The sequence below is a fragment of the Microbacterium terregens genome (assembly GCF_039534975.1).
GTDB lineage: Bacteria > Actinomycetota > Actinomycetes > Actinomycetales > Microbacteriaceae > Microbacterium > Microbacterium terregens.
Map to the genome: position 1 here is coordinate 2182271 of NZ_BAAAWH010000001.1, position 14009 is coordinate 2196279.

Sequence of the window (14009 nt, forward strand, 5' to 3'; positions counted from 1 at the left end):
GCCTCACCGTCGGTGCGCGTACACGATGGGCTCGCCCAGGTACGGCGCCCAAGCCTCCCGCTGCTCGTCGGTCAGTCGGACGGGCCTTCCCGTCCCGGCATCCACCATCACCACGACGGCCGATGCACGCGCGTACAGCTCTTGCTTCGCCGACGACGCGGGGCTGTACACCTCGTAGCAGACCTCGATGCTGGAGCCGCCCAGCTTGCCGAACCAGAGCTGGACGTCGAGCGGATTGCGCTGATACGGCACCGGTCGCAGGTACTCGATCTCCTGGCGGGCGACGAGCGTGAGTGTGCCGGTGTCGATTCCTGAGTCCAGCACGGCCGTCGCCGGCGCCTCCTCGTCGGCCCCGGGGCGCCAGAACGCGCGGATGCGCACCTCTTCGAGAAGCTTGAGCATCGACGCGTTGTTCACGTGATTGAACGCGTCCAGGTCGCCCCACCGCAGGTGGATCGGGATGTGGAGGCGACGGGCGGATGCCGGCACCGCCGCCGGCTCATCAGTCACGGGTGAGTTTGCGATACGTGGAGCGATGCGGCTTCGCCGCGTCCGGACCGAGACGCTCGATCTTGTTCTGCTCGTACGCCTCGAAGTTGCCCTCGAACCAGTACCAGTTGTCGGGAGCCTCTTCGGTGCCCTCGTACGCCAGGATGTGCGTCGCGATGCGGTCGAGGAACCACCGGTCGTGTGTGATGACGACGGCGCAGCCGGGGAATTCGAGCAGGGCGTTCTCGAGGCTGCCGAGAGTCTCCACGTCCAGGTCGTTCGTGGGCTCGTCGAGCAGCAGCAGGTTGCCGCCCTGCTTCAGCGTGAGTGCGAGGTTGAGCCGGTTTCGCTCACCGCCGGAGAGGACTCCGGCCTTCTTCTGCTGATCCGGTCCCTTGAACCCGAACTGCGAGACATACGCACGCGAGGGGATCTCGACCTTTCCGACCTGGATCCAATCCAGTCCGTCGCTGACGACCTCCCACAGCGACTTGTTCGGGTCGATGCCGCCGCGGGACTGGTCGACGTACGAGATCTCGACGGTCTCGCCCACCTTGAGCTGACCGGCATCGAGCGGCTCGAGCCCGACGATCGTCTTGAAGAGCGTCGTCTTTCCCACGCCGTTGGGGCCGATGATTCCGACGATGCCGTTTCGCGGCAGCGTGAAACTCAGGCCGCCGATGAGGCTGCGTCCGTCGAAGCCCTTCTGCAGGTTCTTCGCCTCGAGGACGAGCTGGCCCAAGCGCGGTCCAGGCGGGATGACGATCTCGTCGAAATCGAGCTTGCGTGTGCGGTCCGCCTCTGCGGCCATCTCCTCGTAGCGACCCAGACGGGACTTGGATTTCGTCTGGCGGCCCTTGGCGTTGCTGCGGACCCACTCGAGCTCGCTGGCGAGACGCTTGGCGAGCTTGGCATCCTTCTTGCCCTGGACCTGCAGTCGCTCCTGCTTCTTCTCGAGGTACGTCGAGTAGTTGCCCTCGTAGGGATAGAGCCGGCCGCGGTCGACCTCGCAGATCCACTCCGCAACGTGATCGAGGAAGTACCGGTCGTGTGTCACGGCGAGCACGGCGCCGGGGTATTTCGCCAGGTGCTGCTCGAGCCACTGGACGCTCTCCGCGTCGAGGTGGTTCGTCGGCTCGTCGAGCAGCAGCAGGTCCGGCTTCTGCAGCAGCAGCTTGCACAGCGCGACGCGGCGCTTCTCACCGCCGGACAGGTTGCTGACGATCGCTTCGGAGGGCGGGGTGCGCAACGCATCCATCGCCTGTTCCAGCTGCGAGTCGAGATCCCAGGCGTCGGCGGCGTCGATCGCCTCCTGGAGGGTGCCCATCTCGGCCAGGAGTGTGTCGAAGTCCGCATCCGGATCCGCCATCAGGGCCGAGATCTCGTTGAAGCGGTCGAGCTTCTCCTTGATCGGGCCGACCCCCTGCTGCACGTTCTCCAGCACGGTCTTGTCTTCGTCGAGCTCCGGCTCCTGCATGAGGATGCCGACGCTGTAGCCGGGGCTGAGCTTCGCTTCGCCGTTGCTCGGGGTGTCGATCCCCGCCATGATCTTGAGGATCGTGGACTTTCCGGCACCGTTGGGGCCGACGACGCCGATCTTCGCCCCGGGCAGGAACGCCATCGTGACGTCGTCAAGGATCACCTTGTCGCCGACAGCTTTGCGGGCACGGACCATCGAGTAGATGTATTCAGCCATATCCGCTCTAGTCTACGTGGCGGTCCGGCCCCCGCGAGCCGCCCGGACGGCTTCGCGCGTGGCGCTCACCAGTCGATCGCGCGCGTGGCGCCGACCAGACATGTGCCGTCGCCCAGGCCGGGCGCCACCACGGTGACCGGTGCCCCCGACGACGGCCCCACCTGTCCTATGAGGCACTCCTGGCCCCACCGGACGGAGAACTGGATGCTCTCGGCCGGGTTGCCGATCGTGGTCTGGTCGGGGGTGACCTGCATCGTGGCCTTGTCGAACCCCGCTTCTACGAGCGCATCGACGTACGCGCGCCCCGACACGTTCTCGGGACCGGCCCAGACGGCTGCCGTCACGCTGGTGAAGAACGGCAGGTTGTCCCCCGCGCTCCCTTCGGGAACCAGCACTGGCGCTGCCGGCACCGTCGCCGGCGGCGATGACTGTGGGGTGGACGCCGTGGTACTGGCGCTCGGCTGCGGGCTGGTGGCCGTCTGCGGTTCGGAGCATCCGCTCAGAAGCAGCACCGCCCCGAGTCCGGCGGCGACGAGGGCCAAGGATGCGGGGCGCGCACGACGACGCTCGGGGTGGCGGGACACGGACAGAGTCTAGGCTCGCCACCCCGAGCACTCTCTGTGCGCGTCAGAACGGCACCTCGGCTCCTGCCAGCGCCAGCTGGGCGGGCGGCACGTCGGTGGGAGCCGGCGCGGGCGAGGTGAGCGCATCCGCTCCGGTGCTCTGCTGAGCCGGACTGCCCCATGCCGGATCGGCGGCCTCGGCCGGAGCCCATGCATCCGCTCCGGGCTCGGACGGCGATGCGACGGCCGCCGGCGCGTCGCGCGTGAACACCGACGTGCCCCAGAACAGATCGTGTCCGATCGCCTCCAGGTCGATCTCCATCGCTGTGCCCTTGCTCTCTCCGGTGTCCCACGACCTGATCCGCAGTCGGCCGGTCAGGATCACCCGGTCCTTCTTCCGCAGCGACGCGAACGCATGTTCGGCGAGTCTGCGGTACGCCGAAACCGTGTACCAGTTCGTCCCGCTGTCCGTCCATGCTCCGGTCGCGCGGTCGAAACGGCGCTGCGGGCTGGCCACGCGAAACGTGGTGATCGGCAGCCCGTTGGGGCTCTTCCGCTCGGGATCGGTCCCGATGATTCCGACGATCGTGATGGTGTCGCTCATGTCGCATCCTCTCTTCCCGAGGACGGTCCCCGGGTCGCGCCGATGCCCGAGTGCCCGTCGGGCACCGGCGCGATCCCAGACTGCGGCGACCTCGAACGCGCCGGGCATGACGGCGGGCGTTCTGCGCAGAAGGCGCTGAGATATCGCCCTGGGGAGGAGTGGGCAGGGCATCCCGCGTCGAGGGGACGGCATGTCGGAGGGGGAACGTACCTTCGATTACTGAGAGGAGCACGATATGAATCTCATCCTGGAACGACCCACATCCGACGCGCCCGCGCTCTCACGCGTGCGCAGCGTTCGCCTCGTTCGAGCGGCCCCCGCGCTCTGGCGCATCGTCGATCGTCACGGACTGGTACTGGGTCACCTGCGGGCGATCGGCCAGGGCGCGGAGCTGCGATACAGCGCTCGGCGCTTCCATGCACCGACGCGCGCGTTCCGCGAACTCGGTGAATTCTGGTCGGCCGACGACGCGGTCGAATGCGTGACGTTCACCCGGTGAGCGGCAGCGGGTCGCTCAGACCACCGAATCGAGCTGTTCGACGAGAAAGACGGGCGCGCCCCCGCGGACGCGAGGCCAAGCCTCGGCGAGGATGGCGACCGCCCGGACGAGCTCTTCCGGCGAACCGGTGAACGGAATCCGCAGGTGCCGGTCATGGCCACCCTCGACCGAGAACCTCGGCCCTGCCGAGAGCAGAAGACCTCGCGAACGAACGTCCATCACGAGGGCGGAGCTCAGCGGCGCGTCCAGTTCGATCCAGAGCGATACGCCCCCGTGCGTTCGGGGGACGCGCCACTCCGGCAGAGCCTCCGTCAAGGCGGTCAGGACAGCGTCCCGCCCGGCCCGGAGGACGTGGGATCGCTGAGCGATGACCGCCGCGTAGTCGGGTAGCACCGCCGCCGCGATCGCCTGCTCGAACTCCGGCGTCCCCAGGTCCTGCGCGGGCCGCGCCGCTACGAGCCTCCGGATGAGGTCGGCCTCGGCGCGCACCCACCCGATCCGCAGCCCACCCCACACCGTCTTGCCGAGCGACCCGACTCGCACCACCAGCGCGGGATCCCCGTCCAGGAATCCGGGCGAAAGCGCGCCGCGATCGATGTCCAGATCGGCGGTGGTCTCGTCGAGCACGAGAACGGTTCCGGCGCGCTCCGCGGCGCGGGCGAACGCGGCACGCTCCACGTCGGTCATGGAGCGACCGGTGGGATTCTGAAAGTCGGGCATCAGGTAGCCCAGGATCGGCAGCGTGCGCGCGAACGCCTGCTCTGCGCGGTCCAGGTCCCAGCCGTCATCCGTTGTCACCGGCACTCCGACCAGTCGGGAGCCGGCACGTCGGAACGCGTCGGCGGCGTGCGGGTACGTCGGCGTCTCGATCAGGACGCGGTCGCCCCGCCCCAGCAGGACGGTCGCGAGCAGGTGGAGCGCGCTCTGTGCTCCGGTGGTGACGATGACCTCACCGGCCGACGTGGGGATGCCGCGGTCACGGTATCGGGCTGCGATCGCCTCACGCAGTTCGATCCGACCGAGCACGTCGTAGCCGACGCGGGAGACGATCGAGGTCGCGGACTGGGCCACCTCGGTCACCACGCCGGCCAGTCCTGGCCAGGCCGGTGGACTCGCCTGCTGAAGGTCGACGGCGCCATCGGCGAACGGTGCACGTCCTGGGTCGCGGCGGCGCAGCGGCAGTGTGACGCTCCCGGATCCGCGCGTGCTGGCGATGTGTCCGGACTCGCGCAGACTGCGGTATGCGGCCGCCACCGTGCTGCGGCTCACGCTCAGCGCGGCGGAGAGTTCACGCTCGGCCGGTAGAGCCGTGCGCGGGGCCAGCCGATTGTCCAAGCACAGCAGTCGGATGCCGTCGGCCAGAGCCTCGTAGGCAGGTTCCCGGGTGCGCCACCCGCCGAGCGCTGCCGACAGAGCGCGGGCGGAGATCCGAGAGTCCATGCAGCCCACCATACCGAGATTGGCCTGCATTGCACGATCCACTTTTGCGATTGGATAGCAGTATGCCTCGTCGCGTCGTGCAGCTCTTCCTCGGCCTGTTCCTTTACGGAGCGGGGTGTGCGCTGACCGTCCAAGCCGGACTCGGCAACGATCCGTGGACCGTCTTCGCTCAGGGCCTGTCGATCCACATCGGCATCGGCATCGGCTGGGTCGCAAATCTCCTCGGCTTCCTGGTGCTGCTGCTGTGGATCCCCTTGCGCCAGAAGCCCCGAGTCGGCACGATCGCCAACATCCTGCTCGTCGGAACGAGCATGCAGGTCGTCCTCTGGGTCATGCCGCCCGTCACCGGACTCCTCGCCCAACTCGGCGTCCTCCTGGGCGGCATCCTGCTCGTTGCCCTGGCGTCCGGGCTCTACATCGGCGCGCGGTTCGGGGCCGGACCCCGCGACGGCCTCATGACGGGGCTGAACGCCCGGCTGGGCTGGCCGATCTGGGTATGTCGCGCGGTCGTCGAACTGACGGTCCTCGCCGCCGGTTGGGCGCTCGGGGGAACCGTCGGAATCGGAACCGTGCTGTTCGCGGTTCTCATCGGACCGCTGGTGCATGCCGCGCTGCCGCTCTTGGACACCGGACGCGTGTCGGCATCCGCTGCCGACACGGCCACCCCGGCGCGGAGCCCGCGCAGCTGACGCGCCGTCAGTGCTCGCGGAACTGCGGCCAGTCGCTGCCGGGCGTCATCCGCGAGTGGAGTGCGTTCTTGGCGATCTCCATCGAGGGATACGTGCCCGCCGACGCGTCCGCTCCCGCCATCGTCACGGTGTAGCCGTTCTCGTCCTTGCGGATACTTCCGACGACACCGGAGGTGCCGTACGCCACCCACAGGCCATGATGCGTTTCGGTCGTGCTCATCGTCGAACCCCTTCCGTCCCTCCCCCGACCCTACGTCCGGTGTGCGGGAGTCGCCAGTGCTGCGTGGACCGGACCCGCGACGGCGCCGCGAGCGGGCGTAGGAGGCCAGGAGTGCCCCCGACAGGACTCGAACCTGTGACCGGCGGATTAGAAGGCCGCTGCTCTATCCACTGAGCTACGGAGGCGCGAAACCAGCGTATCGCGCCTCCCTCGGCCGATCCGGTGCGCTCCCGCGCGCAAGGCGTGTCCCCAGCCCCTGACTAGGATGGACGGCATGGTGGGGGCTTCGGAAAACGACAGACTCGTATGGATCGACTGCGAGATGACGGGTCTGGATCTCGCGATCGACGAACTCGTCGAGATCGCGGTGGTCGTGACGGACTTCGAGCTGCGTCCGCTCGACCCGGGGTTCTCGATCGTGATCAAGCCCGACGCCACGGCGCTCGCGCACATGAACGACTTCGTCACCGCGATGCACGAGAAGTCCGGTCTGCTCACCGAGATCCCCGACGGCGTCAGTGTCGCCGAGGCGGAGTTCGAGGCGCTCGAGTACATCCAGCGATTCGTCCCCCTCGAGGGCAAGGCGCCGCTCGCCGGCAACACCATCGGGACCGACCGGATGTTCCTGGCCAAGTACATGCCTCGTGTGGACCGCTGGCTGCACTACCGCAACGTGGATGTGTCCAGCGTCAAAGAGCTCAGCCGGCGCTGGTACCCCCGTGCATACATCCACGCTCCGGCGAAGGGCGGCGGGCATCGCGCTCTCGCTGATATCCGCGAGTCCATCCTCGAGCTCGCGTACTACCGCTCGGCTGTCTTCGTGCCCGAGCCTGGGCCGACCAGCGACGGGGCGCGCGCTGCGGCGGCCGCGGCCGTTTCGTCTTTCGCGCCCGGAGTATGAGAGAATTTCCTGGTTCCCTGCACACGCAGGAGACATGGTGGGTATAGCTCAGTTGGTAGAGCGCGGCCTTGTGGTGGCCGATGTCGCGGGTTCGAGCCCCGTTACTCACCCCAATGCTTGACATGGATGCCGCGTCGTTCGAGGCCCTGGTCGTGGACGAGCTCGATCAGCTCCCCGACGACATGGTCGACGGCCTCGACAACGTGGTCTTCGTGGTGCAGGACCGACCCGAAGACGGGAGCCTGGACCTGCTCGGCCTCTATGACGGCTGGGCGCTCACCGAACGCGACCGATACGGTGCCGGCGAACTGCCCGATCGCATCGTCGTGTACCGGGAACCGCACCTCGCCGTCTGCGACTCCGTCAGTGCGCTCCGCGACGAGGTGCACACGACGCTCGTCCATGAGATCGCACACTTCTACGGGATCGATGACGAACGCCTGCACGAGCTGGGATGGGCCTGATGGCGATCCCCGCCGCGCCCGACGTCCTCGAGGACCGCGACGTCCGTGTCGAGGAACAGGTCCCACGGCCTTGGCAGACGGTCGTCTGGAACGACCCGGTGAATCTGATGAGCTACGTCACGCATGTCTTCCGAGAGTATTTCGGGTTCGATCTGCCGCACGCGGAGCGTCTCATGCTGGCTGTTCACCACGACGGACACGCCGTGGTGGCAGAAGGGGCCAGGGAGCAGATGGAACTGCACGTCCAGGCGATGCACGACTACGGCCTGTGGGCCACGCTGCGGCAGGTCCCCCGATGAGCGGCCCTCGCACTGTCGTTCTGGAACTCACCCGAATGGAAGCGGCGCATCTCGCCGGCCTCGTGTCGCAGTTCGCCGAGCTGCTGGATGGTGCCCGGAGCACGAGCGGTGACCCCGCGATCGCTCGTCTCGTGCCGGATGCGTACGCCGATGACGCCGCGGCGGCCCAGGATTTCCGCGACGTGACCGAGCAGGACCTCCTCGAACGCCGTCGCGAAGACGCCGGGAGGGTGCTGGCCTCGCTGCACGACGCCACCCTGCTGCCGGATGCGCCCGAACCCGCGGGCGACGCCGCGCTGGAACTCATCGAATTGCGTCTCGATCCCGAGGAGCTGCGCTCCTGGCTGCGGTCGCTGGCCGCGATCAGACTGGTCCTGGCGACGCGACTTGGCATCCGCACCGAGGACGATCACGACGTGGACGACCCGCGATTCGGGATCTACGACTGGCTCGGTTACCGGCTCGATGGGCTTGTGCAGGCGGCATCCGAGGACGACTGAGGACACCTCACGGGATCGCGAACACGTGAGTCGCACGGCTCGCGGGGGCGTCTCTGAGCAGGTGGGCCTCCTCCTGCTCGGCCCACCCTGACCAGTGCGGACGATACGCGTCGCCGTCGCGTTCCAGCGCGCGACGCATGCGCGATGGGGCCGGGGACTCCAGCCACACGCGCACATCGCCGAGTTTCGCCGTCGCCGCCGTGAGCAGCCCCGAACCTTCGACGATGAGTGGAAGCGATGGGTCCACGGCGTGCGCCTCCGCGGTTTCGGAGGTCTGCCAGTCCCACCGTTCCCAGACGCCCATCACACCACGGGCGTGCGGGCGCAGGATCAGCTCGCGTGCGGTCTCTACGCCATCGGCGAGGCCGTCCCAGCCCGGGTACAGCGAATCGAGGGCGACCAGCTGAACGCGCCCCCGCAACGGCCAGCGCGCCACCAGGCGACGAGCGAGCGTCGTCTTGCCCGAACCGCTCCTGCCGTCGATGAGCACGACGGGATTGACCGCCGCGACGCCGACGATGGCGTTGCGGACCTGCGCGGCCGCGACATCGAGCGCGGCGGAAACGGGATCGGCGCTAGCGCTTGAGAGCGCGGATGACACGGCTGAGTGCGCGACCGGCGACCCACACGAAGGGGATCGCCACCGCGAGGAAGGAGACGATGTTCGGCTCGAACCGCAGATCGTCGCCCCGGCGGATGTAGGCGCCCAGCGGGACGGCGTACCCGCCGCCTCCCCCGCCGCCGTTGCCCGCCTCGTCGGAGCCACCGCCGAATCCAGACCAGGCCAGGGCGACCGGGACGATGCGGACGCCGTCGACGTCCGCCTGCTCTCCGTAGGCGCTCTTCACGCCGAAGGTCGCGGACTGCTTGCCGAGCTCGAGTGCGATGTTGGGCATGTGTCCACGCTACCGGGCTCCGGGCGGCATGCCCAGAGTCAGGTCCGGGTTCGCCGTCAATCGATGCTCTGCGGTTTCGGATGGGACGGGAGGGTTCCGCCGCCGCGCGGTCCGCCCAGCAGTGTGGCGCGGGTCACGGCGCCGCGGCCGAACCGCGCCGTGGCATCGTCGAGCGCGCCCTCGACTCGGCGCCACTCGGCGTCGTCGTCCCACAACGTCATCGCCGCCCCACCCGAGGCACGCAGCTTCTCGGCGCGGACGCCCACGAGCCGCACCGGCATGCGGCGATCGACTCCGCCGAACAGTTCCAGTGCGGCCTCGCCGATCCGCTGTCCGACGGCCGTCGGCTCCGGCAGCGTCTGGGACCGGGTGATCGTGGTGAAGTCCGCGAACCTCACCTTGATGGCGATCGTTCGCGCCTCCCAACCGTGTGTGCGCATCCGTGCGCCGACGCGGTCGGCGAGACGACGGAATTCGGTGCGCAGCACGCCCGGGTCATCGATGTCCTCGGCAAAGGTCTCTTCGTGACCGATGCTCTTCTCGATGCGCTCGGTGTCCACCGGGCGCGCGTCCAACCCGCGGGCGAGCTGCCAGATGCGATCGCCCATCGCCGGGCCGAGCGCACGATCCAGCACGGTCCGCGGCGTGTCCAGCACATCACTGATCGTGTGGATGCCGCGTCCCTCCAGCGCCTCGGCGGACTTGGGTCCGACGCCCCAGAGCGCACGCACCGAGCGAGGGGCGAGGAAGGCGGCCGTGTCGGCTTCGGGGACGATCAGCAGGCCGTCCGGTTTGCTGATCGTCGAGGCCATCTTCGCGACGTGCTTGGTCGCGGCCACGCCCACACTGCAGGTCAGTCCGGTCTCTTCGACGACTCGCTGTCGCAGCAGACGTGCGATCTCGCCCGGCCTGCCCCACAGACGCCGAGCTCCGCGCACGTCGAGAAACGCCTCGTCTATCGAGAGCGGCTCGACCAGCGGCGTCACGTCGGAGAAGATCCGCATGACCTGCGCCGACAGTGCGAGATAGCGGTCGAAATGCGGCAGGACGACGATCGCGGTGGGGCACAGCCGAAGGGCCTGTCCTACCGGCATCGCCGAACGCACGCCGAACCTGCGCGCTTCGTACGACGCACTCGAGACCACGGAACGCCCGTCCGGGGCGCCGATGATGATCGGCTTGCCCCGCAGCGAAGGATCATCCAGCACCTCCACCGACGCATAAAACGCGTCCATGTCCACGTGCAGAATGCCGGTTCCGCTGTCGTCAGCGCCCTCCGCCGAGACGATCCGCCCCGTGCCGTCCCCGCGTCCCATGTGTCGATTCTCCCCCGCGCTGCCGACCTGCGCCGGGTGCCGACTACTGCGCGGCGCGTTCCAGGATCAGTTCACGCACGCGCGCGGCATCCGCTTGCCCGCGCATGGCCTTCATCACCGCGCCGATGACCGCGCCGGCCGCCTGCACCTTGCCCTCGCGGATCTTCTGCATCACGTCCGGCTGTGAAGCGAGCGCTTCATCGATCGCGGCGATCAGCGCACCGTCGTCCGAGACGACGGCGAGACCCCGCTCGTCGATGACCTCTTGCGGGGTGCCCTCGCCGGCGATCACACCTTCGAGCACTTGGCGTGCGAGCTTGTCGGTGAGCGTTCCGGCGTCGATCAGACCCTGCAGCGATGCCACATCGGCCGGCGAGACCAGGTCGGCCGCCTCCCGTCCCTGGGCGTTCGCGAGGCGGCTGATCTCACCCGTCCACCACTTGCGGGCTGCCGCCGGTGTTGCGCCCGCCGCGATCGTGGCAGCCACCTCGGCGAGCAGGCCACCGTTCGCGACATCCTGGAACTCGAGGTCGCTGAACTGCCATTCGGACTTGAGTCGCCGACGGCGTTCTGCCGGGGGCTCGGGCAACGCTGCGCGCAGCTCCTCGATGAGCTCGATGGAGGGCGCCACCGGAAGCAGATCCGGCTCGGGGAAGTAGCGGTAGTCGTCGGCGTCGGACTTGGGACGCCCCGGTGATGTCGTACCGGTGTCCTCGTGCCAGTGGCGCGTCTCCTGCGTGATCGTGCCGCCGGCGGCGAGGATCGCGGCCTGGCGCTGGATCTCGTATCGGACAGCACGCTCGACGGAGCGCATCGAGTTGACGTTCTTCGTCTCGGTGCGCGTGCCGAGCTTCTCCTGGCCTCGCGGGCGCAGCGACACGTTGGCATCGCAGCGCAGGTTGCCGCGCTCCATACGAGCCTCCGAGATGCCCAGCGACAGGACGATGTCGCGGATCGTCTGGACGTACGCCTTCGCGATCTCGGGCGCGCGGTGCTCCGCGCCGATGATCGGCTTGGTCACGATCTCCACGAGCGGCACGCCGGCACGGTTGTAGTCCACGAGCGAGTACTCCGCACCCTGGATACGACCCGTCGCGCCGCCCATGTGGGTGAGCTTTCCGGCATCCTCTTCCATGTGCGCCCGCTCGATGGGCACCGTGACGATGGTGCCGTCGGTCAACTCGACATCGACCGAGCCCTCGAACGCGATCGGCTCGTCGTACTGACTGATCTGGTAGTTCTTTCCGAGATCGGGGTAGAAGTAGTTCTTCCTCGCGAACCGGCTCGTCGGGGCGATGGAGCAGCCGAGCGCGAGCCCGAGACTGATCGAGTACCTGATCGCCTCGGCGTTCACCGTCGGCAGCGAGCCCGGAAGCCCCATGTCAACGGGCGCCACGAGAGTATTGGGCCCGGCTTCATGGTTGGCGGAGTTCGCGGGGTTGGCCGCGGACGAGAACATCTTGCTTTCGGTGTTGAGCTCGACGTGCACCTCGAAGCCGAGCACCGGCTCGTACAGCTCGAGGGCCTTGTCGAAGTCCATCAGCTTGTCCTTGGCCATCAGCGTGCCCCTCCGGTCAGTCCCTGAGCCTGTCGAAGGACGGGCGCGCGATCCAGCAGCGGCGCGCCCCACGAGTCCACGAGGACGGCCTCCAGGGCCGCTCCGACTCGGTACAGGCGCGCGTCCGCGCGGGCCGGCGCGAGGAACTGGATGCCCACGGGCAGTCCGTCTTCGCTGGCGAGACCCGAGGGGATCGAGATGCCCGGAACACCGGCGAGGTTCGCCGGGATCGTCGTGACGTCGTTGAGGTACATCTGCAACGGATCGTCGATCTTCTCGCCGATCTTGAAGGCCGTCGTCGGCGCGGACGGCGTCGCGATGACATCGACCTGCGCGAACGCTGCGTCGAAGTCGCGCTGGATGAGTGTGCGCACCTTCTGTGCCGAGCCGTAGTACGCGTCGTAGTACCCGGCCGAGAGCGCATAGGTGCCGAGGATGATACGGCGCTTGACCTCGTCACCGAATCCCGCGTCGCGCGTCTTCGCCATGACGTCCTCGACCGTGCCGCCCGGTACGTCCAGACGCATTCCGAAGCGCACGGAATCGAACTTGGCCAGGTTGCTGGATGCCTCGGCAGGAAGGATCAGGTAGTACGCGGCGACGCCGTATTCGAAGTGCGGAGCGCTGATCTCGACGATCTCGGCGCCGTGCGCCTCCATCGCGCTCAGCGCAGCACGGAACGACGCCGACACTCCGGCCTGGAAGCCGGAGTCGGGAAGCTCGGCGATCACACCGACCTTCAAACCCTTGAGCACCTCTCCGGATGCGCCTTCGCGGGCGGCATCGGCGAACGAAGGCCAGACGTCCGAGAGAGACGTGGCGTCGTGCGGGTCGTGACCGCCGATGACATCGTGCAGGAGCCCGGCATCCAGCACCGTGCGGGTGACCGGGCCGACCTGGTCCAGCGACGACGCGAGCGCGATCGCCCCGTAACGGCTGACGCCCCCGTACGTGGGCTTCATGCCGACGGTGCCGGTCACGTGCGCGGGCTGTCGGATCGAGCCGCCGGTGTCGGACCCCAGTGCGAGCGGGGCCTCGAACGCCGCGACCGCCGCGGCCGAGCCGCCGCCGGAACCGCCGGGAATCCGGTCGAGGTCCCACGGATTGTGGGTGGGTCCGTAGGCCGAATGCTCTGTCGAGGAGCCCATGGCGAACTCGTCCATGTTGGTCTTGCCGAGGGGAACGAGCCCCGCCGCGCGCGAGCGCGCGACCACGGTCGCGTCGTAGGGCGACATGAAGCCCTCGAGGATCCGCGATCCGCTCGTGGACGGCATGTCCGTCGTGACGAGCACGTCCTTGATCGCGAGGGGAACACCGGCGACGGGGCCGAGCTGTTCGCCCGCCGCGCGGCGACGGTCGATGTCGGCCGCGACCTCGAGCGCATGATCGCTCACGTGCAGGAAAGCGTGGATGTCGCCGTCGACGGCAGCGATCCTGTCCAGGTGCGCCTGCGTGGCCTCGACACTCGAGACCTCGCGCGTGGCGAGCCTGCCGGCCAGATCCGCGGCGGACAGGCGGGTGAGATCGGTCACTGCTCCTCCCCCAGGATCGCCGTCACGCGGAAACGCCCGTCCGCGGCATCCGGAGCATTCTGCAGCACCTGCTGGGTGGTGAGCATCTCGCCGGCGACATCGGCACGGAAGACGTTCTGCATCGGGATCGGGTGGCTCGTCGCCGGCACATCGGGGGTGGCGACCTCGGAGACCTTGGCGATGTTGTCGACGATGACGTCGAGCTGGCCGGTGAGGCGCTCGACCTCCTCGTCGCTCAGCTGGATCCGGGCGAGCACACCGAGATGGCGCACGAGATCAGGGGTGATTTCAGACACTCCCCCATCCTACGAGCGCCCGCCTCGGCCTTGGGACCGTCACTAGG

The 14009-nt window shown here is 68.4% G+C and carries 18 protein-coding genes and 2 tRNA genes; 7 read left to right on the forward strand and 13 right to left on the reverse strand.

Going from position 1 to position 14009, the window contains the following annotated elements; all coding sequences use genetic code 11:
• Positions 1-3: 3 nt before the first annotated feature.
• The 4 genes from ABD655_RS10015 to ABD655_RS10030 all read right to left on the reverse strand — a co-directional run bounded on the left by ABD655_RS10015 (position 4) and on the right by ABD655_RS10030 (position 3352).
• A complete protein-coding gene (locus ABD655_RS10015) occupies positions 4-510 on the reverse strand; it encodes an acyl-CoA thioesterase (protein ID WP_344713644.1) in 507 nt (168 codons plus the stop codon).
• Positions 503-2185 carry an energy-dependent translational throttle protein EttA gene (gene ettA, locus ABD655_RS10020; protein WP_344713646.1) on the reverse strand — a complete coding sequence of 561 codons (1683 nt, stop codon included), beginning with the start codon at positions 2183-2185 and terminating at the stop codon, positions 503-505. The genes ABD655_RS10015 and ettA overlap by 8 nt, the downstream gene beginning before the upstream one ends.
• Before the next feature lie 65 nt (positions 2186-2250).
• Positions 2251-2769, reverse strand: coding sequence for a DUF6993 domain-containing protein (locus ABD655_RS10025; RefSeq protein ID WP_344713647.1), 519 nt, complete (start codon positions 2767-2769; stop codon positions 2251-2253).
• A 43-nt stretch (positions 2770-2812) separates the two neighbouring features.
• Entirely contained in the window at positions 2813-3352 is a 540-nt protein-coding gene (locus tag ABD655_RS10030; protein WP_344713649.1) for a single-stranded DNA-binding protein, read from the reverse strand.
• Positions 3353-3587: 235 nt separating this feature from the next.
• On the opposite strand from ABD655_RS10030, the gene ABD655_RS10035 reads away from it, so the two are divergent.
• On the forward strand, positions 3588-3851 hold the full coding sequence (locus tag ABD655_RS10035; protein WP_344713651.1) for a hypothetical protein: 264 nt from the start codon (positions 3588-3590) through the stop codon (positions 3849-3851).
• A gap of 15 nt (positions 3852-3866) precedes the next feature.
• Here the strand turns inward: ABD655_RS10035 and yczR are convergent, their stop codons facing one another.
• Positions 3867-5291 (reverse strand): MocR-like transcription factor YczR, encoded by a 1425-nt coding sequence (gene yczR / locus ABD655_RS10040; RefSeq protein WP_344713652.1) that lies wholly within the window; start codon positions 5289-5291, stop codon positions 3867-3869.
• Positions 5292-5353: 62 nt separating this feature from the next.
• Between yczR and yczE the strand changes: the two genes are divergently transcribed.
• On the forward strand, positions 5354-5980 hold the full coding sequence (gene yczE / locus ABD655_RS10045) for a membrane protein YczE (RefSeq protein WP_344713653.1): 627 nt from the start codon (positions 5354-5356) through the stop codon (positions 5978-5980).
• 7 nt (positions 5981-5987) lie between these two features.
• Here the strand turns inward: yczE and ABD655_RS10050 are convergent, their stop codons facing one another.
• Together ABD655_RS10050 and ABD655_RS10055 are read right to left on the reverse strand one after the other, a co-directional pair.
• Positions 5988-6200 carry a methyltransferase gene (locus tag ABD655_RS10050; protein ID WP_344713654.1) on the reverse strand — a complete coding sequence of 71 codons (213 nt, stop codon included), beginning with the start codon at positions 6198-6200 and terminating at the stop codon, positions 5988-5990.
• A 112-nt stretch (positions 6201-6312) separates the two neighbouring features.
• Positions 6313-6385 (reverse strand) — tRNA-Arg (locus ABD655_RS10055).
• A gap of 89 nt (positions 6386-6474) precedes the next feature.
• Here ABD655_RS10055 and orn point away from each other — a divergent pair.
• The 5 genes from orn to ABD655_RS10080 all read left to right on the forward strand — a co-directional run bounded on the left by orn (position 6475) and on the right by ABD655_RS10080 (position 8364).
• Complete coding sequence (gene orn, locus ABD655_RS10060; RefSeq protein ID WP_344713656.1) at positions 6475-7101, forward strand: oligoribonuclease; 627 nt, start codon at positions 6475-6477, stop codon at positions 7099-7101.
• Positions 7102-7138: 37 nt separating this feature from the next.
• Positions 7139-7214: transfer RNA gene (locus ABD655_RS10065), tRNA-His, on the forward strand.
• Positions 7215-7565, forward strand: coding sequence for a metallopeptidase family protein (locus ABD655_RS10070; protein WP_344713658.1), 351 nt, complete (start codon positions 7215-7217; stop codon positions 7563-7565).
• Complete coding sequence (gene clpS / locus ABD655_RS10075) at positions 7556-7864, forward strand: ATP-dependent Clp protease adapter ClpS (RefSeq protein ID WP_344713660.1); 309 nt, start codon at positions 7556-7558, stop codon at positions 7862-7864. Before ABD655_RS10070 ends, clpS begins: the two co-directional genes overlap by 10 nt.
• Entirely contained in the window at positions 7861-8364 is a 504-nt protein-coding gene (locus ABD655_RS10080; protein ID WP_344713662.1) for a DUF2017 family protein, read from the forward strand. Before clpS ends, ABD655_RS10080 begins: the two co-directional genes overlap by 4 nt.
• A gap of 7 nt (positions 8365-8371) precedes the next feature.
• Here the strand turns inward: ABD655_RS10080 and ABD655_RS10085 are convergent, their stop codons facing one another.
• The 6 genes from ABD655_RS10085 to gatC are packed head-to-tail and all read right to left on the reverse strand — an operon-like array spanning position 8372 to position 13962.
• Positions 8372-8965 (reverse strand): nucleoside/nucleotide kinase family protein, encoded by a 594-nt coding sequence (locus ABD655_RS10085; RefSeq protein WP_344713664.1) that lies wholly within the window; start codon positions 8963-8965, stop codon positions 8372-8374.
• A complete protein-coding gene (locus ABD655_RS10090) occupies positions 8940-9260 on the reverse strand; it encodes a hypothetical protein (RefSeq protein ID WP_344713666.1) in 321 nt (106 codons plus the stop codon). Before ABD655_RS10090 ends, ABD655_RS10085 begins: the two co-directional genes overlap by 26 nt.
• Positions 9261-9316: 56 nt before the next feature.
• Entirely contained in the window at positions 9317-10576 is a 1260-nt protein-coding gene (gene dinB, locus ABD655_RS10095) for a DNA polymerase IV (RefSeq protein WP_344713668.1), read from the reverse strand.
• 43 nt (positions 10577-10619) lie between these two features.
• Complete coding sequence (gene gatB, locus ABD655_RS10100; RefSeq protein ID WP_344713670.1) at positions 10620-12134, reverse strand: Asp-tRNA(Asn)/Glu-tRNA(Gln) amidotransferase subunit GatB; 1515 nt, start codon at positions 12132-12134, stop codon at positions 10620-10622.
• Positions 12134-13666: an Asp-tRNA(Asn)/Glu-tRNA(Gln) amidotransferase subunit GatA gene (gatA, locus tag ABD655_RS10105; protein ID WP_344713672.1), complete on the reverse strand. Its 1533-nt coding sequence runs from the start codon at positions 13664-13666 to the stop codon at positions 12134-12136. The genes gatB and gatA overlap by 1 nt, the downstream gene beginning before the upstream one ends.
• Complete coding sequence (gene gatC / locus ABD655_RS10110; protein WP_344713674.1) at positions 13663-13962, reverse strand: Asp-tRNA(Asn)/Glu-tRNA(Gln) amidotransferase subunit GatC; 300 nt, start codon at positions 13960-13962, stop codon at positions 13663-13665. Before gatC ends, gatA begins: the two co-directional genes overlap by 4 nt.
• Positions 13963-14009: the final 47 nt, after the last annotated feature.

Excerpts from the sequence above, each read along its gene's own strand:
- ettA (WP_344713646.1), bottom strand. The coding sequence starts at position 2,185 with ATGGCTGAATACATCTACTCGATGGTCCGTGCCCGCAAAGCTGTCGGC.
- ABD655_RS10030 (WP_344713649.1), bottom strand. The coding sequence starts at position 3,352 with ATGAGCGACACCATCACGATCGTCGGAATCATCGGGACCGATCCCGAG.
- ABD655_RS10035 (WP_344713651.1), top strand. The coding sequence starts at position 3,588 with ATGAATCTCATCCTGGAACGACCCACATCCGACGCGCCCGCGCTCTCA.
- yczR (WP_344713652.1), bottom strand. The coding sequence starts at position 5,291 with ATGGACTCTCGGATCTCCGCCCGCGCTCTGTCGGCAGCGCTCGGCGGG.
- yczE (WP_344713653.1), top strand. The coding sequence starts at position 5,354 with ATGCCTCGTCGCGTCGTGCAGCTCTTCCTCGGCCTGTTCCTTTACGGA.
- ABD655_RS10050 (WP_344713654.1), bottom strand. The coding sequence starts at position 6,200 with ATGAGCACGACCGAAACGCATCATGGCCTGTGGGTGGCGTACGGCACC.
- orn (WP_344713656.1), top strand. The coding sequence starts at position 6,475 with ATGGTGGGGGCTTCGGAAAACGACAGACTCGTATGGATCGACTGCGAG.
- ABD655_RS10070 (WP_344713658.1), top strand. The coding sequence starts at position 7,215 with ATGCTTGACATGGATGCCGCGTCGTTCGAGGCCCTGGTCGTGGACGAG.
- clpS (WP_344713660.1), top strand. The coding sequence starts at position 7,556 with ATGGGCCTGATGGCGATCCCCGCCGCGCCCGACGTCCTCGAGGACCGC.
- ABD655_RS10080 (WP_344713662.1), top strand. The coding sequence starts at position 7,861 with ATGAGCGGCCCTCGCACTGTCGTTCTGGAACTCACCCGAATGGAAGCG.
- ABD655_RS10090 (WP_344713666.1), bottom strand. The coding sequence starts at position 9,260 with ATGCCCAACATCGCACTCGAGCTCGGCAAGCAGTCCGCGACCTTCGGC.
- dinB (WP_344713668.1), bottom strand. The coding sequence starts at position 10,576 with ATGGGACGCGGGGACGGCACGGGGCGGATCGTCTCGGCGGAGGGCGCT.
- gatB (WP_344713670.1), bottom strand. The coding sequence starts at position 12,134 with ATGGCCAAGGACAAGCTGATGGACTTCGACAAGGCCCTCGAGCTGTAC.